15 protein-coding genes and 1 pseudogene are annotated in these 24127 nt (G+C 74.4%); 11 read left to right on the top strand and 5 right to left on the bottom strand.

The annotated features are described in order from the left end of the window. Window positions 1-6: 6 nt before the first annotated feature. From AC6JBM_RS38455 to AC6JBM_RS38430, 6 genes and pseudogenes are all read left to right on the top strand, one after another. Window positions 7-5988: pseudogene (locus tag AC6JBM_RS38455) on the top strand (WXG100-like domain-containing protein); the annotation flags it as partial. 3419 nt (window positions 5989-9407) lie between these two features. After that, the gene (locus AC6JBM_RS38450; RefSeq protein WP_497978787.1) at window positions 9408-10151 is read left to right on the top strand and encodes a hypothetical protein; all 744 of its coding nucleotides are present in this window, start codon (window positions 9408-9410) and stop codon (window positions 10149-10151) included. Then, a complete protein-coding gene (locus AC6JBM_RS38445) occupies window positions 10135-10725 on the top strand; it encodes an HD domain-containing protein (protein WP_497978786.1) in 591 nt (196 codons plus the stop codon). Before AC6JBM_RS38450 ends, AC6JBM_RS38445 begins: the two co-directional genes overlap by 17 nt. Then, a complete protein-coding gene (locus tag AC6JBM_RS38440) occupies window positions 10722-11576 on the top strand; it encodes an SUKH-3 domain-containing protein (RefSeq protein WP_497978785.1) in 855 nt (284 codons plus the stop codon). The genes AC6JBM_RS38445 and AC6JBM_RS38440 overlap by 4 nt, the downstream gene beginning before the upstream one ends. A gap of 4 nt (window positions 11577-11580) precedes the next feature. Next, on the top strand, window positions 11581-12078 hold the full coding sequence (locus tag AC6JBM_RS38435; RefSeq protein WP_497978784.1) for a DUF6301 family protein: 498 nt from the start codon (window positions 11581-11583) through the stop codon (window positions 12076-12078). Next, window positions 12075-12542 carry a TY-Chap domain-containing protein gene (locus AC6JBM_RS38430; protein ID WP_497978783.1) on the top strand — a complete coding sequence of 156 codons (468 nt, stop codon included), beginning with the start codon at window positions 12075-12077 and terminating at the stop codon, window positions 12540-12542. The genes AC6JBM_RS38435 and AC6JBM_RS38430 overlap by 4 nt, the downstream gene beginning before the upstream one ends. 121 nt (window positions 12543-12663) lie before the next feature. On the opposite strand, the gene AC6JBM_RS38425 is transcribed toward AC6JBM_RS38430, so the two are convergent. Both AC6JBM_RS38425 and AC6JBM_RS38420 read right to left on the bottom strand, forming a co-directional pair. Further along, entirely contained in the window at window positions 12664-13248 is a 585-nt protein-coding gene (locus tag AC6JBM_RS38425; protein ID WP_350611653.1) for a hypothetical protein, read from the bottom strand. A 76-nt stretch (window positions 13249-13324) separates the two neighbouring features. Beyond that, window positions 13325-15031, bottom strand: coding sequence for a right-handed parallel beta-helix repeat-containing protein (locus tag AC6JBM_RS38420; protein WP_497978782.1), 1707 nt, complete (start codon window positions 15029-15031; stop codon window positions 13325-13327). A gap of 77 nt (window positions 15032-15108) precedes the next feature. Here AC6JBM_RS38420 and AC6JBM_RS38415 point away from each other — a divergent pair, with 77 nt between their 5' ends. The 3 genes from AC6JBM_RS38415 (at window position 15109) to AC6JBM_RS38405 (ending at window position 17412) form a co-directional block, all read left to right on the top strand. After that, on the top strand, window positions 15109-15513 hold the full coding sequence (locus AC6JBM_RS38415) for a YwqJ-related putative deaminase (RefSeq protein WP_497978781.1): 405 nt from the start codon (window positions 15109-15111) through the stop codon (window positions 15511-15513). A 64-nt stretch (window positions 15514-15577) separates the two neighbouring features. Further along, window positions 15578-16072, top strand: coding sequence for an SUKH-3 domain-containing protein (locus tag AC6JBM_RS38410; protein ID WP_497978780.1), 495 nt, complete (start codon window positions 15578-15580; stop codon window positions 16070-16072). Between the two features lie 293 nt (window positions 16073-16365). Beyond that, complete coding sequence (locus AC6JBM_RS38405; RefSeq protein WP_497978779.1) at window positions 16366-17412, top strand: SseB family protein; 1047 nt, start codon at window positions 16366-16368, stop codon at window positions 17410-17412. Here AC6JBM_RS38405 and AC6JBM_RS38400 read toward each other — a convergent pair whose 3' ends face one another. Then, entirely contained in the window at window positions 17413-18825 is a 1413-nt protein-coding gene (locus AC6JBM_RS38400; RefSeq protein ID WP_497978778.1) for a hypothetical protein, read from the bottom strand. Continuing rightward, a complete protein-coding gene (locus tag AC6JBM_RS38395; protein WP_497978777.1) occupies window positions 18822-20075 on the bottom strand; it encodes a type VII secretion protein EccE in 1254 nt (417 codons plus the stop codon). Before AC6JBM_RS38395 ends, AC6JBM_RS38400 begins: the two co-directional genes overlap by 4 nt. 334 nt (window positions 20076-20409) lie before the next feature. Here AC6JBM_RS38395 and AC6JBM_RS38390 point away from each other — a divergent pair, with 334 nt between their 5' ends. Further along, the gene (locus AC6JBM_RS38390; RefSeq protein ID WP_497978776.1) at window positions 20410-21033 is read left to right on the top strand and encodes a Dps family protein; all 624 of its coding nucleotides are present in this window, start codon (window positions 20410-20412) and stop codon (window positions 21031-21033) included. Between the two features lie 22 nt (window positions 21034-21055). Next, on the top strand, window positions 21056-23428 hold the full coding sequence (locus AC6JBM_RS38385; RefSeq protein WP_497978775.1) for an Hsp70 family protein: 2373 nt from the start codon (window positions 21056-21058) through the stop codon (window positions 23426-23428). Here the strand turns inward: AC6JBM_RS38385 and fabG are convergent, their stop codons facing one another. Further along, window positions 23429-24127, bottom strand: coding sequence for a 3-oxoacyl-ACP reductase FabG (gene fabG / locus AC6JBM_RS38380; RefSeq protein WP_497978774.1), 699 nt, complete (start codon window positions 24125-24127; stop codon window positions 23429-23431).

Raw genomic sequence — 24127 nt, 5'->3', positions numbered from 1 at the left:
TCCGAGTTGGCCATTGAGAAGCCCGACCTCCATCCCATCGACTGGTTGTGGGACGCCGTCTGCATCATCGGCGGCGGTTCCGCGTGGCCGGACGGCAACGAGGACCATCTGCGCGAGCTCGCGCAGGCCTGGCAGGATCTCGGCACCGAGCTCAACGGGCTGCTCAACAACTCCGACACCGTCGCGATGCAGATCGCGCAGGCGTGGGGCGGGGACGCGGGGGAGGCGTTCAACCAGTACTGGACGGCGCTCGCGGTCGGCCCGCAGAACGGCCTGCCCCAGGTCGCCGACATCGCGCTCAACTACTCGGCGGCCGCCGACAACGCGGCGATGGAGATCGAGTACGCGAAGCTCGTCCTCGGCATCACGCTGATCGTCACGGTCATCACGATCGTCATCTGCCAGATCCTGGCCGCGTTCACCTTCGGCGGCTCCGAGGCGGCGGCGGCCGGCGCGGTCACCGCGGCCCGCACCATCGCCGGGCGCGTGCTGCAGCGGCTGATCAGCTTTCTCGGCAAGGAATTCGTCAAGAAGTACATCCGCCAATTCATCATCCACGAGATCCAGCAGGTCGTCCTCTCGGTCGGCACCGACTGGCTGGCGCAGGAGATCCAGATCGCGGAGGGGCACCGCAAGGAGCTCGACACCCACTCCCTGATGAACAGCCTGGTCTCCGGCCTCGTCACCGGCGCCCTGACGTTCCCGCTGAACTTCGTCCACCTGCCGATCAACAGCCGCCTGCCCCGGGTGGCCGCCAACGCCGCCGTCCACGGCGCGGCCAACGCCCTGATCATGCCCGCCTCGATGATGCTCACGACCGGCTTCATGACCGGCGACTGGAGCTGGAAGAACATCACGCAGGGCATCAACCTCCAGTCGTTCATCAACGGCGCGGCGATGGGCGGCGGCATGGGTGCCATCGGCGCCCTCCGCAGCCCGAAGCCGGGCGCGCACGGCGCCGCCCCGCACGTCGACGGCGAGATCAGCCGGCCCGGCGAGACGAACACGGGCGGCGAGAACGGCACCCGCGGCCTGGGCGACACCAACCTCGGTGACTCCGGCCTCGACACCAACGTGCGCGACTCGGGCGTGACCGGCGACGGCGGCGCCACGGGCGACCGGGGCGCCACCGGTGACGGCGGGAACACGAGCGGTAATCGGCCCGGGGCGGATGTCACAGGGGCCGACTACACTCCAGGGGACGGGCAATCGCTCGCACCGACCTCGGACAATCCGGCCGGCGGCTCGGTCGCGGCCCCCGTGGACTCCAACGCCGGCGCCAACGCGCACGGCGACTCGGGGACCACGCAGGCCGGCGACTCGGGTGCTGGGCAGAACGGGCACGGCGGCGGCGATCCGGTCACCCAGCGCGGTGGGGATCCGGTCGTGCAGCGCGGCGGCGAGCCGGTCACGCAGCACGCGGCGGACTCCGGGAACGGGGCGAGCGGCGGGGGCGACGGCGGGGCGCGGACCGGCGAGACACGGGCCGGCGAGACGCGGGTCGGTGAGACGCAGGCCGGGAGCAGCGCGGGTGCCCACGCCGGGGAGACCGGGGCGCGGGGCGCGGCCGACAGCGGGTCGAGCGGGCCGGTCGCGGATCGGGCGGCGGCTGGCGCGGACCGGGCGGCGGCGGGCGTTGATCGGGCGGCGGCGGGCGCCGGCGGGCCGGTGGCGGAGCATCCGGGTGCGGTCATGGGGGTCGACCGGCCGGCCGGGGCGGACGGGGCGCGGACCACGGACGCCGTCGGACGCGGGGCCGAGGCGACCGGGCGCGGTGCCGATGCTGTGCGGGGTGCGGACGGCACGGGGCGTGGAGCCGAAACAGCCCGTGGTGCCGAGGGGACCGGCCGCGGTGCTGAGGGCACTGGGCGCGGCTCGGAAGGTGCCGGCCGTGGTTCCGAGGGTGCCGGCCGCGGTTCGGAAGGTGCCGGGCGCGGGGCCGAGGCGACCGGGCGCGGGAACGAAGGGGCGCGGACCGGGGACTCGGGGCGGGGCTCCGATGGGACTCGAAGCGGGGAGAAGGCCGGGGAGCGCGGCGGGGACGGGACGCGTACGACCGATGGGGGCCGTACGACCGAGCAGAACCGCACCAATGGGTCATTCCGGGCGCCGGAGCGGGCCGGGGACGTCGGGGCTCGACCTGGCGAACCCGTGCCGGTTGGAGAGCACGGGCGGCCGGGCGAGCACGCGACGGTCGGTGAGGCCTCGGGGCGGCTCGGCGAGCACGTTCAGGTCGGAGAAGCACGGCCCGGCGAGAACGGGGCGCGTACCGGCGAGAACGGGGTTCGGCCCGGCGAGAACGGGGCCCGGCCCGGGGAGCATCAGCCGGTGCACGCCGGCGAGCAGGGCCGGGGGCCGGAGCACGCGCCGGTGCACGACGGGACCGAGCGCGGTGACGGCGCCGGGCGGCATCGGGCCGAGGAGCCCGCGGCCGTGTTCGTGCCGTTGCCGCGGCTCGACGACATGCCCGTCCGGCTCGGCGGGAGCGAGCCGGGAGCCGGTTCCCCGCGGCCCGTGTCCATGCACGAGGGCGGCGGGCGCGGCACCGACACGCTGCCGGCGCGGGAGCACGGGCCGGGCGATCGCGGGACCGGGCCCGGGGACCGGGGCGAGGGGCCCCGCGGGGACGAGCCACCGCCCGGGGATCGGCCCGGTGGGGGTGGCGACGAGCCGCCGCCGCCCGGGGATCGGCCCAATGGCGGGGACGAGCCGGCCTCGAAGCTGTCGACGACGGAGACGGCAGGGGGCACGCGCGGGTACGAGGGGCCGCCGCGGCACTTCGAGGGCGAGCCCGGCAGCCGCGAGGGGCGGGCCGCCGTCGACGAGTCGGCGCGGGATCTCGCCGACGCCGTGCGCGACCAGATGAACTCCGAGAACCTGGGCAAGAAGAACCGGGTGCGCGTGGCCGGGGCGCTGCTCACGCCGGAGGACCCGACGATCTCGAGCCACACGAGCACGCGGCCGATGAAGCACGACAACGGTACGGCGACCGACGTGCGAGTACACCCGGAAGCCCAACGGGTCCTGGACGACATCAAGGCCGCCGCCGAGCACGACCCCGACAAGCGGATCGGGCAGAACCACGGCAAGTGTGCCGAGGTGGTGCTCGTCTCCGACAAGCTCTACGAGCTCGAGCGGCAGTGGCACGAGGCCGGGGAGCCGGGAGACTTCGGGACCTACGCGCGCGAACAGCTGCGCGACGGCGTCGTCGCCACGCACTGGATCGGCGAGGGCGGGCGGCAGGAGCACGGCGACTACGCGCCGCCGTGTGCGTCGTGTGAGCCGTTCGTGCAGGACTTCGGCCTGCATGCGATCGATCCGCACGAGGGCGCCGCGGCGCACGGGCCGACCACCGGGCCGCACGAACCGACCGGCGGCCGCCCGGGCGAGCACGGGCAGGGCGAGGGCGTGCGCCCGGGCGAGCACGGGCAGGGCGAGGGCGTGCGCCCGCCCGAGACGCTGGGCGGCATCACCGACCGCCCGCTGTCCGAGGCGCGCACGAACGAGTACACCGGACCCACGCCCCACGAGGTCCGCGAGCTCAACGAGGCCTTCCCGCGCGACGAGCACGGCCGGCCGCTCACGCAGCCCGACGTGCGCGTCGGCGACTGGGCGCACAACGCCAACGACGGCGGCCACACCGAGCCGGGGCGCAACAACAACTGCCCCGAGGTGGCCATGGCCGTGCTGGCCAACCACTACGGCGAGCCCACTGTCGCCGGCGCCATGCGCGACCCGCACGCCGCCGGCGAGCGCGGCGCCGCCGACCGCATCTCCCGCTGGACCGGCGGCGAATGGGAGATGCACGGCAGCGACCACCGCGGCTTCGACGGCATCGAGCGGCAGCTGCGCGAGGCGGGGCCGGGCTCCGGCGCCGTCGTCGTGATCAAGTGGGGCGACACCGGCGAGGGCCACGCGTTCAACGCGCTGAACATCCACGGCGACATCGTCTGGGTCGACATGCAGCACAACGTCGTCTCGGACCACGGGCCGATGTACCACGACAACGTCGCCGGCGTCTGGTCCATCACGCTCGACGCGCACGGCGAGCCGCTCCACCCGATCGAGCACGGGACGGGCATGGGCGGCGGGCCGGCGCACGCGGGCGCCGGGCCGGTCGACGGCTACCAGGCCCACGAGCTGAGCGCCGAGCACGTCATCGGCGAGGACATCCCGGTCAAGCTGCAGCTCGGCGACGACGGCAAGCTGCACATGGAGGGCGACCCCAAGGACACCTCCCGGACCATCAAGGGCAACCTCCAGCGCGGCGGAAGCTTCGTCACGGACTGGCACACCGCGATCCGCAACGACATGGTCGCGGTGGCGCACCAGGGCGAGCCGGTCCCGCACCAGCTGACCCACGACCCGGCCCGGCCGGAGAACCCGGTCGAGCAGGTCCGGGAGGCCTCGCGGGACTACCACGACGCGCACGAGCGCGCCTACGACGCGTTCAACGAGAAGCGCGACGACATCATCAGCCGGTACGAGGAGGAGACCGGCGCCGACTTCAGCGACTTCGGCCCGAAGGACCTCAAGCCGGGGACCAAGGAGTTCGAGACCGCGCTCGACACCCTCAAGCAGGACCGGGTGGGTTCGCGCTTCGCGACCGAGCTGCGGGAGGCGGCCGGGCAGTTCAACAAGGACATGCACCCGGTGCGCATGGCCAGCAACGCGGTCGGCGTGCACGCCGGGCTCGGGGTGGCGTTCCACGAGGCGATGCACGGCAACCTGCCGACGCCGCACACGGAGGTCAACCCGGAGCACGTGTTCCTGTCGGGCGACCCGGTCTCGGCCAAGAACCACGAGCTGGACATCATCGCGCTGCGCTACGACGGCTCGGGCGACGCGCCGGCGAACTACAACCGCCTCGACATCTGGGAGGCCAAGGGCAACTCCGGCACCCTGGGCGGGCACGAGATCCCCGAGTTCGGCGGGAAGCGGGCCCAGCAGGGCAGCGGGCCCTACCTGAAGTGGATGCTCGAGCACGACCCGACCATGCTGCGGCTGTACGCCGAGCACCCCACGCTGCTCGCCGACATCCAGACGGGCAAGGTCACGGTCGCCTATCACAAGGTCACGACGGAGCGCTTCGAGCCGGTGCGCGACGGCGCGGGCCGGATCGTCCGGGACCCGGAGACGGGCCGGCCGCAGCTGCTGGACGGCAGCAGCCGGACCCACGTGCGGGAGTTCGGCCTCGACGGCGTGGACCGCGGCGGCCACGAGCGGAACTACTTCAACCCCGACGAGGTCAACCCGGACCCGCAGAAGATCCACGAAGCCGGGGTGCGGGCGGCCGCGGAGGCGGCCGCCGCGCGCGGCGAGCACGTGCCCGAGCGCCTGTCCGGCTACGACCCCGAGCGCGTGTACGACGTGCGGACCACCCAGGGCGGCCGGGTCTGGCACGCCGAGCTGGGGGCGGGCGAGTTCGGGCCCGCGACCCTGCACGAGGTCGAGGCGCGCGTGCACCAGCTGCTGGAGGGCGCCGCGGACCCGCGCACGTGGGTCGACGGCGCCCCGCCGCGGATCGTCGTGCACGCCCCGCACGGCATCGACGCGGCCACCGCCCGGCTGATCGAGCACACCCGCGTCGAGTTCACGCCGCCCGACCCGGGCCACCCGGTCGCCCCGCCGCGGATCACCGTCGACGGGCCGCGGCTGCACGGCGAGCCGATCACACTGCCCGAAACCACCGTCGCGAACGACCGCGCCAACCGGGTGCCCTACTTCGGCGAGCCCGATGCCCCGGCCCCGGTCCCGGTGCGCGTCGTCGACGGGCGGCTGTACGACGCCGGCGGCCTGCCCCTGCACGGGGAGTACATCTACGCGGTCGACCCGCGGACCCAGCAGCTGCACGCACACCCGTTCATGGCCGACAACACCCGCCACTCGAGCCTGCTCGCGGGCGGCCCCGTCGACGCGGCCGGCACCCTGCGCATCGAGCACGGCCGGATCCTCGGGGTCGACAACGCCAGCGGCCACTACACGCCGGTCGCCGACCACGTGGCCCGGGCCCGGGACGCGCTCGTCCACCTCGGTGCCGACCTCACCCGGGCCGAGTTCCGGGCCGACGTCGGCCCCGAGCCGACCGAGCACTCGCGGGCCCGCGGCGAGCAGGCCTTCGACCGGGCGATCGCGGAGCTGAACCGGCCCGGGGAGATCGAGGGCGTGGCCGGCGTCAGCCGCGAGACCAGCCACGTGGAGATGAGCCGGGCCGAGCGGCCGGCGGTCCTGCGGGTCGAGCTCACCGACGGCCGGGTGATCGAGGTCGACGGCGCGGGCGTGCGCGACTTCCTCCAGGCCGCGCGCCACGACGGGCCGGACGCCGAGGGGTTCCGCTTCCCGGCCGAGCGCGAGGGCACCGCAACCGACGCCGACCTGGCCTACCAGGGCGCGGACCAGCTGCGCGACCGCATTCAGGGCGAGCTGGACCGGCTGGCCGCGCCGCCCCGCGAGCCCGCGGGCGAGCCGCCCCCGCCGGCCCGCCCCGACCACGTGCTCAACGAGCTCGACCGGCTGCTCGCCGAGCGGACCGGCCAGGAGACGCTGCACGCCCCGGGCCGCGACGGCGAGCCCGCGCTGCCGCCGCGGGACACCGACCGCGCGATCGCCTCGCTGCGCAACGTGTCCGACGAGCGCATCGCGGCGCTGGTCGACCGGGCCGGGGTGGCCGGGGAGGCGGCCGCGCGCATGGCCACCGAGCTCGCCGCCCGGCGCGACGCGGTGCTGGAGCGCAACTTCCGGCCCCCGGCGCCGGAGGCGGTGCACACCATGGCCCGGGACGCCCGCGGCCTGCTGGGGCGCAACCCGTCGCCGCGAGAGGTGTACGACGCCCTGCGCGAGGCGTCCATCAGGAACACCGAGACGTACGCGCACGGCATGACGGTCCGCGAGGCCGCCCGCGCCCTGGACCGGCTGATGCCGCCGGAGGGCAACCGCCACGAGACCTTCGAGCGGACGATCGCCGACTTCCTCGACTCGCCAGAGGGCCGGGCGTACCACGAGGCGATCACCGAGCTCGACCTCGCGACGAACCACGCGCCGCACTTCGACCCGGAGGGCTGGCCGTTCCGCGAGCCGTCGCCGGAGGTCGTCGAGCGGCAGAGCGCCCAGCACGCGGCCGGATGGAGCGACGAGCAGCGCGCCGCGTTCGAGCGGTACGCGAACGGGCGCTCGGGCGCCGACGAGTACCTGCGCACCGGCAACGCCCAGCACAAGACGGTCGCGCGCGCCGAGGCGTACCGCATCCAGGGCGCGATGCGCGAGTCGCCCACCGAGATGCGGCTCACCGGCGACCTGTTCTGGCGGGACCTGGGCCTGCGCGGCGCCGTCGACCTGCCCCGGCTGGTCGACGGTGACATCACCCTCGACGGGTTCACCCGGGTGATGCCCGAGGATCACCTGCGCGCGAGCGGCGACGTGCGGATCGTCGTCGACGCGCCGGCGGGCACGCCGCTGGCCTGGATCGGCGGCGCCCACGAATACGCCGAGGGCCAGGCGCTGCTGCCCGCCGGGGCCCGCCTGCACGTGACGGAGCTGCGCCAGACCGGGTTCGACCGGTTCGAGCTGCGGTTGCGCTACACCGGCTTCGAGGACCCGGCCACGATCGGCGGACGGCTGCTGGAGGACGGCGGCCCCCGGCCGGGCGATCTGCACGACGCCGGGCAGCCGGGCGAGGTGCCGCCGCCCGGCGTGCCGGCGCCGGTGGGCGAGCCGATGACGGCCGGCCACGCGTACACCGTCGCGCACGAGGCCGGCATCGACCTGCGCGGCGTCGAGATCCGGGTGGCCGAGGACCCGGCGCTGGCGCAGTACATGCGGGATCAGGGCGTCGCCGCGATCGTGCCGCCCGAGGAGGGCGGCCGCGTGGTGGTGCTCGGGCCGGACGCGTTCGCCGACCGCGACACGCTGGCCGCGACGCTGCGCGAACACGGAGGGGGTGCCGGTGATCCGCATCATGGTGGAGCGCCTGTTCGACTGGACCGGCCGGGGTCTGATGGTCTCGGGGTTCCAGATGGGGGGCATCATCGAGCCGGGGATGAGGCTGGGCGACGGTACGGGGATCCGCGCGACGGTGCTGGGGATCGAGCCGGAGAGCCCGCGGGACCGGGCCGAGGGGTGGGTCACCCTCCGGCTGGAGTCCACGACGCCGAGTCCGGCGGCCGTGGGCGTGATGCTGAAGGTGGAGGAGAGTCCGGCGGTGGCGTACCGCTACCACGCGACCCCGGACCTCGCGACGGCGGCTCTGGTCACGATCTCGGAGGACTCGCCGGGGACGAGCCGGGCGGTGGCTATCGAGCTGGCGACATTCTCTCGATCCTGGGCGGCGAGCCCGCCGCCGGGTTCCCAGGAGATCACCCGGGAGCAGGCGGAGCAGACCCTTCGGGCGGCCCGCACGATCATGCCCTCGGAGGCGGAGCTGCGCCGGATCCTGCTGACGCGAACCTGACGGCGCACCGGCTCGTCCAGGAGCGGATCGCGCCGCACTCGCCGGAGCTGGCGAGCGTGGTCGAGAAGCTGCTGGACGACCCGCACGCGCTCAACGTCACCAACTCGCTGCGCAACCCGCTGCTGCGCGACCTCGTGCTGCGCCACATCGAGGAGCTGGCCCGCGGCGACGCCCTGGCCCGCTACGGCGGCGACCTGCACCAGTTCCTGCAGGAGAACCCGGGCCGCGGGCCGCTCTACGCCAAGGTGCCGGAGTGGGTCAACAAGGTCGTCGTGGACGGGGCCGAGCAGTCGCGGATGGGGCTGTACATCGCCGACATGAAGGCCTCCGATCCGGCCCTCGGCGTCGGCACGGAACCGACCGGGGCCGAGATGGGGCTCGTGCGCGAGTACGCGGACCGGCTCACCGCCGAGCTCAAGCCGGAGGTCGACCGGGTCCTGGGGGACATCGCCCAGCGGATTCGCGAGACCACGGACGGGCCGGTCGACTACAACAGCCGGGCCAAGGACGCCGCGGGCCTCATCGACAAGGTCGGGCGGATGAGCCGGGGCCGCGAGAACGCGCCCGGCCGCCCCTGGTACCGCGTCGGCGATATCATCGACGCCGTCGGCGCGCGGATCACCGTGCCCGACACCAGCAGCCTGTGGAAGACCCTGCAGGCGGTCGTCGACGAGTTCGGCGTCGGCGACGGCGGGCGGATCGTGGAGGTCGACAACATGTATGCCTCCCCGAAGTCGAAGAGCCCGGAGTACCGGGTGATCCCGCTCTGCATCGGCATCGAGGTCAACGGGAACAAGTACGCGTTCGAGCTGCAGCTGACCACGCTGCGCGCGTCGATCGCGGCCGACATCGAGCACAACTCGCTCTACAAGCCCTACGTGTCCATGTCGGCGGCCGACGCGCAGGCGGTTCGCGAGGCGTTCGAGGAGGCCGCCGCCCTCGATCAGCTGGAGGACAGCTCATGACCGAGCGCGCGTCGCTCTACGTCTTCCGGCTGGGCGAGGCCGACGACGACCTGACGCCCGCCTTCGTCGTCGACGGCCGCGACTACCCCGACGACGAGGCCGTGCGCGCCGCCGTCGGGGCGGCCCGGGCGGCCCTCGGCGAGCGGCGGCTGATCGCGGACTTCGAGACGTCGGCGGCAGCACCCGAGACCCCGCGATCCCCGCTGCCCTCGTGGCCCGAGTGGCGCGCGCGGCACCTCGAGCGCGGCGAGCCGATCGGCGTGCGGCCCCGCCCCGAGGTCCAGCCGATCCCGGCGGGCTGGGACGACATGGGCCGCTGGCTGGAGCAGTCCCGCTCGTGGCTCGACGCGCAGCTCGCCGCGGCGGCCGGCGCGGTGCCCGGGGCCCGGGTGCGGCGCACGCGGGAGGCCGAGGCGCACCGGATCGGCCCGGGCTCCGTCGTGCTCGCCGAGGAGCGGTACCAGACGGACTGCGAGTACCTCGCCGTCCCGCCCGCCGGCGCCGACGCCGGCACGGTGCTGGGGCAGGTCGCCGCGGCGCTGCACGCGGGCGGCTGGACGGTCGAGGCCCTCGAGGAGTCGCCCGGGTACGTCACGCTGCCGGCCGCGCGGGCCGGGTACACGATCACCGCCGTCTGGAGCCGGCGCAACAACGCGGTGCGGCTGACCGGCGCCTCCCCGGTCGTGGACGCCACCACGTTCGAGGCGCGGGGAGGGGCCGGCGGTGCCGCGCACGTTTGACGGCTCCGTGGGCTGGCCCGTGCTGCGCGCCCGCTTCGCCGACCGGCTCCCGCCGACGACCCTCGCCACGCTGGACGCGGCCGTGGCCTTCGCCGCCGAGCGGCACGGCGACCAGCGGCGCCCGGCCGGGGAGCCCTACGCCGAGCACCTGCTGGAGGCGCTCGAGGTGCTGGTCGAGGCGGTCGGCGAGCGCGACCCCGACACCCTGTGCGCCGCGGTGCTGCACGACGTCGTCGAGGACACCCCGACGACGCTCGACGAGGTGCGGGAGCGCTTCGGGCCGCGGGTCGCCGAGCTGGTCGGGTGGGTCACGAAGCAGGGGGACCGGGAGGCGTACCTGACCGCCCTGCGCGACGCGCCCGACGCCGCGCTCGCCGTGAAGCTCGCGGACCGGGTGAGCAACGTCCAGCGGCTGCGCACGCACCCGCGCCCGGCCAAGCGGGCCTCGTACTACCGGGAGACGGTCGCCACCATCGTGCCCCTCGCCGCCGGGCGGCCCTGGTTCGAGGCGTGGTACCGCGACTGGCAGGCCGAACACGCCGACCTCGAACGTCTCGATGGGGGACAGCCATGAGTCTCGGCGAGTCGGACGAGCCGTTCCAGTTCGTCGTGCTGGGCGAGCACACCGGCGGGCAGCTGGTGCCGGGCGAGATGACCGCCGGGAACGACCGCCGCTTCTTCCGGGTCCTGCGCTACCTGCGGCGGGGCTCCTGGGTCATCCGCGACCCGCTGACCAGGGGCGCCGACGCGCTCGACCCGCAGGCGGAGCCGGCGGTGCCGCGCGGCTACCGCACCGACGGCGAGTGGGTCTGGCCGCTGGCGCTGGAGTACTACCTGGAGCACCACGGCGTCGCCCCGCCCAAGGGCCTGCTCGACGTGATGACCGAGCGCGCCCACTTCCCCATGCGGGTCCACGCCGACCGGTGCGGCCAGGCCCATCAGGCGCTGCTGCCGCGCATGCCCGGCCCGTTCGAGCCGCCCGCGCCGATGCAGTTCCGCCTGCCGCCCGACGTGTACGACCTGCTGCTCACCGTGGGCTGGACGCCCGGCCGCCGGATCCCGGTCGCCGAGGGGCTGGACCCGCGGGCCGAGGAGATCCTCGCCGAGTTCGGCGGGCTCACCTACCCCGTCTACGGCTACGTGCGCGACTGGCGGGTGACGGCCTTCCACCTGCTGCCCGACGGCCCGCCGAGCGACCCCGACCGGCTCGCGGCCGCGGCCGGGCGCCTCGGCGGCCCGCTGCTGCCGCTCGGCTCGGTGCCCGGCTGGAACTGCGAGATCGTGCTGCACCCCGAGCACGGCATCGGCACCGCCGGCGAGACCGAGCGGTTCCTGGGCCACGACATCGACGAGGCCCTCACCGCACTCGTGCGCGGCGTGGCTCCCGCCGGGTCGCGTCGCGCGGGGAGCGGTTGGCTAAGGTAGGCCCATGTCGACCGACCTGCGGATGCTCAGCGGCGACGAGGTCGTCGCGCTGGTTCGCAAACTGATGACCGTGCGGCCGCTGCTGCGCAACGCCCCGGCCGAGCAGATCATCCAGGAGCTCGGCTGGACCGAGATCGAGCACAACGACGAGGTGTTCTTCACCGACCCCGGCGACGGGCTCGGCGAGGGCAGCGTCGGCCTCGGCGACGACGGCACGCCCGAGGTCGTGACGGCGTCGATCCACACCCAGATGCGCGGGCGCGACACCGACGAGCGGCGCGACTTCCGCCAGGACGCGTTCTCGGTGGCGGGCCGGGCCATCAATGCCGCGTTCGGCAAGCCCTACGGGCTCGAGGGCGGCAATCTGCCGAAGCTGAAGTGGCGCATCGGCGACTCGGCGATCAACCTGATCCGCGCGCCGATCGGGGTCAAGCTGTGGCTGTGGCGCCCGATCGACCTCAAGGCCCGGGAGTGGATCCCGGATGAGGAGGAGTACCTGTGACCGCGCCGACGACCCCGACGTGGGACGAGTTCGCCGCCGCCCTGCGCAAGGAGCTGGGCCGGATGGGCGACGGCATCCTCTTCGTCATCAGCCATCGCGAGCAGCCCTGGCACTTCGCGCAGTTCGCGCAGTACCTCGACGAGACCTTCGCCGAGGTCAGCGGGGAGACCGTGCAGGACCCGGCGGTCGAGGAGGCCCCGACGCCGGAGGGGACGCGCATCCTCGAGTCGCTCGGCTGGGCGCCGCCGATGCGCCGCGAGGGCTACCGGTGGCACCGGTCCGTGCCCTACCCGCCGACCAGCGCGGAGTACCGCGAGATCGTCGACGCCGTGGTGGTCGCCCTCCGCGACGTCAACGGCGTGCCGGGCCCGGACCACCTGACCTACCGGGCCTGGAACGGCAAGGACGACAACAAGCCCTGGCCGGTCGACCTGCCGGGCGTGCGGCCCGAGGCCGGTTCCTGAAGCGCTTGACTCGGGTCCGCGGTGGTGCGGACCGTCGCTCCCGCCAGACACCGCTCGGCGCTGCGCGCCGTCGCTGCCAGGCCCGCGGCTGGTCACCCTCTTTCCATCGCAGTTCCCGGCTCTACGGCAGGAGGTCGGGCCGGTAGCGGCGGAACCAGTCGCCGATCCGTCCCGACGTCCAGCCCCGGTCGATCATGGCCAGGCTCATGTTCACGGTCAGCGGGTCGCCGAACGGCACCCACTCCGCGCCGTGCTGCCGCTGCCGCTCGACCTGGCTGTGGTCGAGGATCTCGCCGACGCCCGTGAGGCCCGGCCCGGTGTTGGCGTCGGCGAACATGTCGACGCCCGCCTGGGCCGCGGCCCGGCCCACGCCGTAGGGCGCGATGACGGTGCCGGAGCGGCGGTTGATGACGACGACGCTCTGGATGTCGGCCCAGCGCATGCGCACGACCTTGCCGTCGCGGCGCAGGAACTCCACGCCGCTCGGGGACAGCCGCAGGCCCTGCTGGCGGCTCGCCACCCGGTGCAGCAGCGTGATCCCGCCGACCACCAGGATCGGCCCCAGCACCATGCCCGCGTAGCCGGCGATCATGTAGCCGATGACGAACATCAGCAGGGCGACCACGATGTTGGTGGGCAGGAACGGCTTGCTGTAGTTGTGCCAGGTCTGCGCCCAGCTCGCCCGGAACTCCTCCGGCTCGTTCATACCGTCACCTCCGCTTCGCTCCGGTGCCGTACCTGTGCTGCCTGATGAGCGGCCACTCCGCTTCGCTCCGTACCGCTCATGTGACCGCTTCGAGGTCGGCCAGTTCGAGGATGCGCAGCTCGTCGAGGCTCGGGCGGCGGCCCAGGACCCGCAGGCGCTGCGCCTGGGCCTTGCGAACGCTTTCGAAGAGCTTCCGGGCGTCGCGGGCGTTGCCGAAGTTGGCGTCACGCTCGACGGCGGCGAAATGGCGCAGCAGCGCCGGCTCCACGTCGTCGCCGAGCAGGTAGTCGTCGGCCGCGCACATCCGGCGCACGATCCGGACGAGCTCCTCCGGGCTGTAGTTCTCGAAGACGATCGTCTTGGTGAACCGGGACGCGAGACCCGGGTTGGCCGAGATGAACTCGTCCATCTCGGCGGTGTACCCGGCCGCGATCACCGCGATCTCGTGCCGGTGGTCCTCCATGAGCTTCACCAGGGTGTCGATCGACTCCTGGCCGAAGTCCCCGCCCGAGCCCATGGTGCGCGACAGCGTGTAGGCCTCGTCGATGAACAGCACGCCCCCGCGCGCCTCCTCGAACGCGGCCGACGTCTTCTCGGCGGTGTGCCCGAGATACTGCCCGACCAGGTCGCGCCGCGAGACCTCCTTGAACGCGCCCTTCGGCAGCACGCCCAGCGCGGCGAGCAGCTTGCCGTAGATGCGGGCCACGGTGGTCTTGCCGGTGCCCGGCGCGCCCGCGAACACCAGGTGGTGGCTCATCGCGCCGACCGAGAGCCCGGCGCTGCGCCGCCACTCGTTGACCTGGATCTCGTCGATGAGCGCCCGGACCTCGTCCTTGACGCCGGCCAGGCCGACCATTGTCTCCAGGTCGCCCAGCAGCGCCTCGACCGCGGCCGCGTCCCCGCCGGCCGCCGGGGCGCCGTCGCCGATCGTCAGCGGCGCCGCGTCGGGCCGGGCGGTGATCAGCGTCGTGGTCGCGCCCTCGGCGATGTCCACGGCCGGCACGCCCGTGTTCTCGATCTGGCACTCCTCGATCGCGCCGCCGCACCCGCGCGCGACGGAGATGCCGACGCCCTGGGTGTCGTGGATCTTGCAGCGGCGGATCGTCGGCGAGCTCTGGTGCGCCACGACCACCCCGGCGTCGCCGGTCTGGGTCACCTCGCAGCCCTCGAGCGTCGGCTTGCCGAACTGGTACACGTAGACGCCCCGCCGCCCGCACCCGCGCACGACCGTGGCGGTGATCACCGGATCGGCGCCGATGCGCACGATGATCCCGTCCTCGGCGACCTCGCTGATCTGGCAGTCGTCGATGGTGCCCGGCGCGTCCTCGACCACCACGCCGTACTGCGCGCCGGTGATCGTGCACTTGCGCAGGTCGATCGAGCCGCCGGCCAGGTCGACGCCGGGCCCGAAGCGCGCGGTCAGGTCGCAGCCGTGCAGCGCGAGCTGGGTGCCGCGCGCGGTGACCACGGGCGCGTCGGCCGCCAGCAGCGTGAAGCCCTCGATCGTCAGCGAGGCGTTGCGCGCGCTCACGGCCGGATAGGGGATCGCGGACGCGTCCAGCGTCACGGTGCCGCCCGCCGGGTCGGAGCTCACCAGCTTCAGGCGCTTGCCGGTGACGAAGATGGCCTCCGCGTAGCTGCCCGGGGCCACCGCGATCACCGAGTCGTCGGTGGCCGCGGCGAGCGCGTCGCCGATGGTGGCGTACGCACCCCGCTGCTGCGGTGAGACGAGAAGTGTGCGAATGACGGCCCCCGGTGCTCCAGACGAAAGGTGCCCTCGCATTATCGCAGCCAGCCGCGCTCACCACGACGCCCGCCTATGGGCAGTCAGTCCGCGTTTGGGCGGCTACGCTGTGCGGCATGGCGACCAGGGCGACGACCGGCCGCAGGCTGCCGCTGACCGCGGGCGCGCTGCTCGTGGGCGACACGGTCTACCGGCACACCTCCGTTCGCGGCGACACCCCGCCCGAGCTGCACGCGCTGATCCGGCGGTTCCTGCACGAGCTGCCGGTCGAGTCGCGGGAGCGCTACGCGGGCTCCTGCGCGGAGATGGTCCTCGTCTCCGACCGCCTGCACGAGGCCGAGCGCGTCCTCGGCGGCACCCCGCTGACCCCGGCGGCCGCGCGGGCCGAGCTCTGGGGCGCGCGGCTGTCGCTGGTGCACATCCGCGAGGAGGGCGACCCGGTGCACGGCACTCCCGCCCGGCCCTGCCGCACCTGCACCGCGCTGCTGGACTGGCTCGGCATCGAGGCGGGCACGTCATGAGCCGCGCGTTCGCCCCCGGCCTGGAGACCGGCCGCGTCCGCGTCGCGGTGCTGGAGTGTGCGTCATGAGCGGCCCGGCGCGTTTCGCCCCCGACGTGGAGACCGCGCTGCGCGAGGCGGGCTGGGAGCCTGGCCGCGACGTGACGCCCCGAGCACGCATGTGGGGCCTGGCGCTCGCCTCGCACGCCTCGCCGTCCGGGCAGCAGCACACCGTCGTGCCCGCCGCCCTGGCCGTGCTCGCCGAGTTCGGCGGCCTCACGGTCCGGGCCGCGGGCGAGGGCGCCGAGATCGCCCGCACCGGCATCGTCTTCGACCCGCTGCGCGGCCTGCACGCCGCCACGACGCTGGCCGAGCTCGGCGAGCTGGTCCAGGCCCGGCTCACGCCGATCGGCGAGCAGGACGACGGCGCCGGGCTGCTGGCCGTGGACGAGTACGGCCGCGTCTTCGTCCTCGACCACACCGCCGACTGGTTCGCCGGCGCGACCGTGGACGAGGCGATCGCCACGCTCCTGGGAGGCCGCCTCCCGGCCCGCGTCACCGACGACGGCACCTGGTCATGACGCCGTCGTACGACTCAGGCCCAACCGGCGCATACGGCCCACACGAGGACTGGCGCCCGCCCGGCACCGAGGACCGCCGGCCCTCGCCCGGCGCCGGGGACTGGCGCCCCTCGCCCGGTGCCGGGGACCCGCGGCCCTCGCCCGGCGCCGAAGACTGGCGGCCGTCGCCGGGTGCCGATGACCCGCGCCCCTCAACCGGTGGCGGGGAATGGCGGCCCTCGCCCGGTGCCGGTGACCCGCGGCCGTCGATCGGTGGCGGGGACTGGCGGCCGTCGACCGAGGCCGAGGAGGCCATGGCCGCGGCGGTCGCGGCCGGTGACCAGATCGCCTACCTGAAGGCGCTGTCCGACGAGGCGCTCTACCTGCCGATCACCCCCGCCGCGGCCGCCGGGCGCGAGCCGGTGACCCTGGCGACGTCCCCGGCCGGCGGCACGACCTACGTGCTGGCCTGGACGTCCGGCCCGGCGCTGCCCCCCGAGGTCCAGGCCGTGCGCCGCACCCCGCTCTTCGAGGTCGTGCACGCCATCCAGGAGCGCGGCTGGGGCATCGCCGTGGACCCCGGGCTGCCGGTGCAGGCGTACCTGTCGCCGGACGCGGTGCGGACCCTGCCGCCGTGGGAACCCGAGTGGTGGCCGCTGGACGACGCGCTGCGCCGGGCGGTGCTGGCCGAGGACCGGGAGGCGTACATGGCCGCCCTCCTCGAGGCGCACCTGGTGCTGCCGCTGCCGACGGAGGAGGAGCTCGCCGCGGCGAACCCGCAGCCCGACCCCGACGATCCCGAGGCGGCCTACTGGACCGTCGTGCGCACCGACCGGATCGTGCCGAGCATCTCCCGCGACGTGACCGACCCCGAGTTCCCCTGGTGGCGCGCCGAGCTGGTCGACGGCCGCGAGATCATCTTCGCCTTCACGTCGGTGGCGCACATGCAGGCCGAGGTCGGCGACCGCGAGTGGGTCTCGGTACCGTTCGTCGACATCGTGGTCGCCTGGCCGGAGAACGAGCCGGAGAGCGGACCGCAGAGCCGGCCGCGGACCGGGTCGCAGAGCGGTGCCGGAGGCTGGGCGGGGAGCGGGTCGCAGAGCGGCGCCGGAGGCTGGGCGGGGAGCGGATCCCAGAGCGGCGCCAGGAGTCGGCAGCAGACCGGGGCCGACAGCGGCGCCGGGAGCTGGTCGCAGGCCGCGCCGAGGGGCGGGGCGACGAGCGGGCCGGAGGGCCGGCCGGCGCTGCGGCTCAACCCGGGCGGCACCAACGGGGTGGAGCTGCCGCCCGAGGCCCTCGCGGAGATGTACAAGCTGTTCATGGCGGCCCTGCACGAGAAGCACACCGCGCGCGGCGAGTGATCAGCGCTGCGGCGGCCCGTGATACTGCTGCTCGACCCCGGTGGGGGAGAGCCAGACGTACCGGTTGGCCCCGCTTCCCATGAGCGCGAGCATCTCCGGGGTCATCTCCTGCAGCAGGCCGGCCCCGCTCTCGGTGAGGTTCAGCGCCTGGCCCGCCACCGCGGCCTCCTGGCGGCTGAGCTTCTGCAGCATCACGAGGTTGCAGCCCTGCAGCGTGTGCGCGTGCTCGGCGCCGAGCTTGCGCACCACCGTCACCTGCGTCTGCCACGCCCCGAGCTCCGGGCGCGCACCGAAGCCGACCTGGCTCACGTCGGTCACGATGAGCAGCGGCTGCCGGGCGCTCGCCGGGGCGGTGGGCGGGCGCGGATCGTTCCACAGCAGCAGCCGGTCGCTCATCCCGGTCGCCCACTCGCCGAGCCCCTGCCACGGGCGCGGGTCGCCGGTCATCACGATCACGCGGGCGCCCAGGGCGAGGGTCCGGAACACCAGGAGCCGCTGCGCCCAGAGCCCGGCGACCAGGGTCACGCGGGTCGGCTCCGGGCGGAACAGCCGGATCGGCACCGGCTGGCGCTGGTAGTCCACGCCGAGCATCAGGCCCGTCGCGCCCGTGCCGCCCCGCATCTGCTTCAGCGCCGCCGCGCTCACGTCGTGCCAGCCCACGTGCAGCCGGGGCAGGCTCGGCCCGAGCGGCTTGCCGGTGCGCCGCGCCGGGGCCGGGGTGCTCGTCGGCGGCCCGGTCGGGCCCTGCCGGCGGACCGCGAGGTCCTCGGGGCGGGCCTGGGCCGGGGCCTGCGCGGGGTGCTGGGCGGCCCCGAGCGTCCCGGCCGCGGCCTGGGCCTGCTGCCACGGCAGGTTGGGCGCGGCGGTGCGCGACAGGGAGCTCTCGAGGTCGAACTGCGGGGGCGCGGCGGCCGGGCGCACCTCGGTCGTCACGTGCTCGCGAACCGGCTGGGCCTGCTGCGGCACGGCGGCCCGCGCCTGAGCGGCGTACTGGGCCTGCTGGGCGGCCTGAGCCTGGGCAGCCTGAGCGGCGGCCTGAGCTTGAGCAGCCTGAGCAGCGGCCTGAGCTTGAGCAGCCTGAGCGGCCTGAGCCTGAGCCTGAGCGGCGGCCTGAGCCTGGGCATACTGCGCCTGCTGCGCGGCGTAGGCGGCCTGCGCCTGGGCGGCCGCCTGGGCCTGCGCGTGTGCTTGGGCGGCCGCCTGAGCTTGAGCGGCCTGAGCGGCCTGAGCGGCCTGGACCTGAGCCGCGTAGGCCGCGGCCTGCTCCGGGGAGTACTGCGCGGCGCGAGCCGCCGGCGGCACCTGGGCCCGGCCGACCCCGCCCCGGTGCAGCCCGATCTGCTCCGGCGGCGGCGCGCTGTGCCGCCCGTGCTGCTCCTCGTAGGGCTCCGGCGGCTGCTGCGGGTGGCTCACTTCGCACCGCCCCCGGTCGGGGCGCAGGCGTACATCCCCGGCCCGTGCTCCCCGTCGAGCCGCACGAGCTCGGCGTGCGCCGCGGTCGCCGCCTCCGTCACCGCGCCGGCCGAGGCCTCCAGCGCCGCGGCCGGGGCCGAGACGCGCACGAGGCAGCGCAGCGCCAGCCCCCCGCCGTCGCGGGTCAGCGTCAGCGAGGTCGCCGACGACGAGGACGGCAGCGAGATCAGGTGCTCCAGCAGCGCGGAGGTGTCGTCCAGCCGCGGCCAGGTCTTGAGCCAGAAGACGTTGTGCGCCAGCTCGCCGGAGCGCCAGAGCGTCCAGTCCTCCTGCGGCCGCCACGACTCGCCGGGCGCGTCCGGGTCGAGCTCGCAGGCCCGGGCGAGGGCGTCGGTGAGCTCGTCGCCGGTGAGGATGTGGTGCTCGAGGCCGGCGTCGCGCAGCAGCCGGCCGACCTTGCGGATCAGCGAGCCGACGAGCGCGGGCGCGTGCTCGGCGTCGTAGCTGCCGGCCATGCCGACCTCGGCGCGGGCGCGGGCCTCGAGCCGGACCGCGACCCACGTGGTGCGCTCGGCGGGCAGGGCGGGGCCGGGCTGCAGCTGCTGCAGCTCGCGGTAGGAGCGCGCGGCGAACTGGGTGTTGTCCACCCGCTGCCACGGCGCCGGGACGCTCACGGTGGTGACCTGCACGACCGCGCCGGGGTGCTCGGCCTCGTCCAGCACGCGGGCGAGGAGATCCAGCGGTACACCCGGCTCGGCATCGCCCCGCATGGACGTCTCGGTGCCGAGGACGGCCGCGGCGTACCACCCGGCGGCGTCGCATCCGATGCCGATCTTCGGGCCGTCGGCGGTGGCGCCGGGCACCTCGCGGACCAGCATCCCCGGCGCGAGGGTGCGCAGCATGACCAGGCGGCGGTCGGGCTCGTGGGCGGGGTCGGGCGCGGCGAAGCGGCGGCGGTTGTGCTCGCGGGTCATCGCGCGTCGCTCCAGCCACCAGCGGCCGCGGCTGCGCAGCAGGGCCACGAGCATGACGGCCAGGCCGGCGGCTCCGGCGATCCCGGCGACGATCGGCCCGCGCGGCAGCACGGCCGCGATGCCCAGCACGACGGCCTCGACCAGCACCAGGCGCCCGATGTGGATCCCGCCGACGTATCCGGGCCGGGGCCGCAGCCGCGGCCGGTCCACGGTGTCGGGTCGTCCGGCGGGCGGCGCGGTCGCGCTGCCCCGCGCGGACACGGGCGCTTGTGTCATCCGGCCGGCACCCCCCGTAGCTCTAGCCGCTCAACTCGTCGTCGGGATCGCAGCTTACCTATCCCGTTCACCCTATGGGGGCAGGCGGGAGAGCATACCGCGTCACCCTCATCATCCCTCCCGGGCCGGCGATCGCGCTCACCGGCGGAGCACTCTGTGCGGTATCCGCCAGCCGATGCCCAGCCGATGCCGGTCGCGCCACGGCGTCCTCGTGGGTCACGCTGCCCACACGGACAGCACGCGTGCCGCCACTTCCCGGACGGGCGATCGCCGCGCGGCGGAGTCACCGCGCCGGGTGAGGGTTGAACGGCGCCGGCCGGGCACAGGGCGCTCCATGCCAGCCACCAAGCCAGCCACCAAGAAGAAAAGCGGCAGCCAGCCCTGGCTGCACCAGCAGGGCCGCGAGATCCAGCGCTTCGGCCAGCTGCGCCAGTTCCCGGTCGCGCTGTCCCACGACGCCCGCCTGTACTCCTGCGAGCGGCTCAACCAGGTGCTCGCCGACACCCAGATCCTCTACTCGCTCTACAAGAAGCACCACTGGCTCATGCGCGGCCCGACCTTCTACCAGCTGCACCTGCTGCTCGACAAGCACGCCGAGGAGCAGCTCGAGCTCGTCGACACCCTCGCCGAGCGGGTCCAGACGCTGGGCGGCATCGCCGTCGGGGACCCCCGGCACGTGGCCGAGCTGACCCGGGTACCGCGGCCGCCGGACGGTGCCGAAGAGGTCCCGGCGATGCTGTCGCGCCTGCTCGAGGCGCACGAGATGATCCTCCAGGAATGCCACGACGCCGCGGGGCGGGTCATGGAGCAGGGCGACGACGGCACCAACGACCTGCTGGTCTCCGACGTCATCCGCCGCAACGAGCTGCAGGCCTGGTTCCTCGCCGAGCACCTGGTCGACACCCCCCTCGTGCACACGGAGGAGGAGGCGAGGGCGGCCGCCAACGGACGGCGTTGATGGCAGGCGTTACCGTGACGGCGTGACGAGGCATATCGAGTCGCAGCTGGGCATCGACCTGGGCACCACGCACACGGTCGCCGCGCTGACCGCCGCCGACGGTCGCAGCCAGCCGCTGCTGTTCGACGCCAGCTTCCTGCTGCCGTCGTCGGTGTACGCCGAGGTCGACGGGCACCTGCTCGTCGGCCGGGATGCCGAGCGCAGTGCCCGGCTCGATCCCTCCCGCTTCGAGCCCAACCCGAAGCGCCGGGTCGATGACGGCACGGTGCTGCTGGGGCAGCGCGAGTACGCGGTGTCCGACCTGCTCGCCGCGCTGCTGCGGCGCACCGCGGACGAGGCGTCCCGGGTGCTGGGGGTCATGCCGGTGCGCACCGTGCTGACCTACCCGGCGAACTGGGCCACCCACCGCCGCTCGGTGCTCGCCGACGCCGCGGCCCGGGCCGGCATGCCGTCGCCGATCCTCGTGCCGGAGCCGATCGCGGCCGCCGCGTACTTCACCAGCATCCTCGGGCGCACCATCGTGCCCGGCGGGGTCCTGGTGGTGTACGACTTCGGCGGCGGCACCTTCGACACCACGATCCTGCGGCGCCGGCCCGACGGCGGCTGGGACGTGCTGGCCAGCGACGGCCTGCCCGACGTCGGCGGGGTCGACCTCGACGCGGCGATCATCGGACACCTGGGCCAGTCGCTCACCGCCACCGACCCGGACCGCTGGCGCCAGCTGGTCGAGCCCGCCGACGACGCCGCCCGCCGCCGGCACCACCTGCTGCGCGAGGACGTGCGCGCGGCCAAGGAGCAGCTCTCCCGCGCCTCGACGGCGAGTGTGCACCTGCCGCTGTTCGAGACCGACATCCACGTCACCCGCTCGGAGTTCGAGCAGCTGTCCCGCTCCTACCTGCAGCGCACCGTCGACCTCACGGCGAGCACCCTGCAGCGGGCCGGGGTGCGCATCGACCAGATCGGCGGGCTGTTCCTCGTCGGCGGCTCCAGCCGCATCCCGATGGTCTCCACGCTGCTGCACCAGCGGCTCGGGGTCGCCCCGACGATCATCGAACAGCCCGAGCTCGTCGTCGCCCTCGGCAGCGTGCTGGCCGCGATGCCCTCGCGGCCCGCGCCCTTCCCGCAGGGGCCGCCGCCGCCGGCCGGGCCCCGCCCGCCGATGATGGCCCCGCCGAACGCGCCCATCTCCGGCCCGGCCCCGATTCCTGTCCCGGTCTCGGGCCTGCCGACCACCCCCATGCCCACGGCACCCATGTCCGGGCCGCCGAACCCGGTGTCGCCGGCGGCGTTCCAGTCCTCCGCCACGCCGACGTCCCCGCCCACGAGCGCGCCGCCCAATCCCACCGCGGTGTTCGGGGCACCGCCCCCGGTCGCGCCGCCGTTCCAGCCCGTCGCGCCGCCGCGCCCGGGCGGCGGGAGCAAGACCGGCCTGCTCGTGCTCATCGTGGTCGGCGCCGTGCTGCTGCTCGGCGTCGGCGGCGCGGTCGCCTGGAACGCGGTCAGCGACGACAAGCCGGACACGGACCGCACCGCCACGGCCGGCAACGGCAGTCGCGGCAACGGCGGCACCGGGACGGACAACGGCGGCGGGGCGGCCCCGACCGCGAACGCGAAGCCGGGCGCGGCCACGCAGACCGTCGACGTGAACAAGACGATCTGGTACGCCCAGTTCAAGGTCACCGTGGCCAAGGTGACGTACGACGCCAAGACCGACAGCACGCCGAAGCTCTCGGCCGAGCTCGTGATCGAGAACCTCGGCCCGGACAACGAGCGGCCCTATCTGCCGACGGTCTTCAACGTCGGCGGGCAGCAGTACACGGGCCAGTTCGAGGAGAGCACCACGGTGGCGGGCGGCCAGAAGAGCAACTACACCCTGGACTTCGGCATCTACGACCCGCTGAAGGTCAGCATCGCCACCGGCGAGCTCATCTTCGGCGCGGCCGACCGCGAGCAGCCCAAGATCTCGCTGGCGAGCGGGGACGTCAACGCGTACGAGCCGGTCAACCTGATCAAGGACCAGAAGGTGACCGTGCGGGACGTGACCGCCACGTTCACCACGTGCGACCTGCGCGGCGGCTTCTTCGACTACAACGGGCAGGCGAAGAAGGGCTACCGCGTGGTGATGTGCAAGGTCGACATCCAGTACAACGGGAAATCCTCGGAGTACGTCGGGCAGGAGCACTTCCGCCTGGGCACGCCGGACAACTCCGAGCTCGGCCCGGACACGGCGCCGAACGAGGCCCTGTCCAGCGGGCAGAAGGCGGTCGGCACCGACCTCGCGTTCCAGGTGAAGATCGACCAGCCGGGCACGTACAAGCTGCGGCTGGTCGACCTCGGCGACCACAAGGACCGGCAGGCCGGCGACGTCGCCGAGGTCGACCTCACCCTGAAGTAGCTAGCGGGCGCCGCCGTTGACGTAGAGGGTCTGGCCGGAGACGTAGGAGGCCTCGTCGCTGGCCAGGAACGCGATGACGGCGGCGACCTCCTCGGGCCGGCCGACCCGGCGCAGCGGCGTGCGCTCGGCCACCATCGCCTGGTGCTCCTCGGCGGTGCTGCCGACGCGCTCGGCCGTGGCCGCGGTCATCGGGGTCGCGATGTAGCCCGGCGCCACCGCGTTCACGGTGATGTCGTACGGCCCCAGCTCGATCGCCAGCGTCGCGGTGAGCCCCTGCACGCCCGCCTTCGCCGCGGCGTAGTTCGCCTGGCCGCGGTTGCCCAGGGCCGAGCGGCTGCTGAGGTTGACGATCCGGCCGTACCGCTGGGGAACCATCACCTTCTGCGCCGCCTGACAGCACAGGAACATGCTGGTCAGGTTGGTGTTGAGTACTGCCGACCACTCGTCGAACGGCATCTTGAACAGCAGGTTGTCCCGCGTGATGCCGGCGTTGTTGACCAGGATGTCGATCCGGCCGATGCCCGCGAACACCTCGTCGACCTGCGCCTTGTCGGTCACGTCGCACGCCACGACCCCGTCGGCGGCCTTGAGGTCGAGCACCACCACGTTCGCGCCCTGCTCGCGCAGCAGCGCCGCGGTGGCCGCCCCGATGCCCTGGGCCCCGCCGGTGACGACAGCCGTCCTGCCCTCGAATCGCAT

The sequence above is a fragment of the Dactylosporangium thailandense genome, from assembly GCF_059739745.1.
This window is presented reverse-complemented; position numbering and strand designations above follow the sequence as displayed.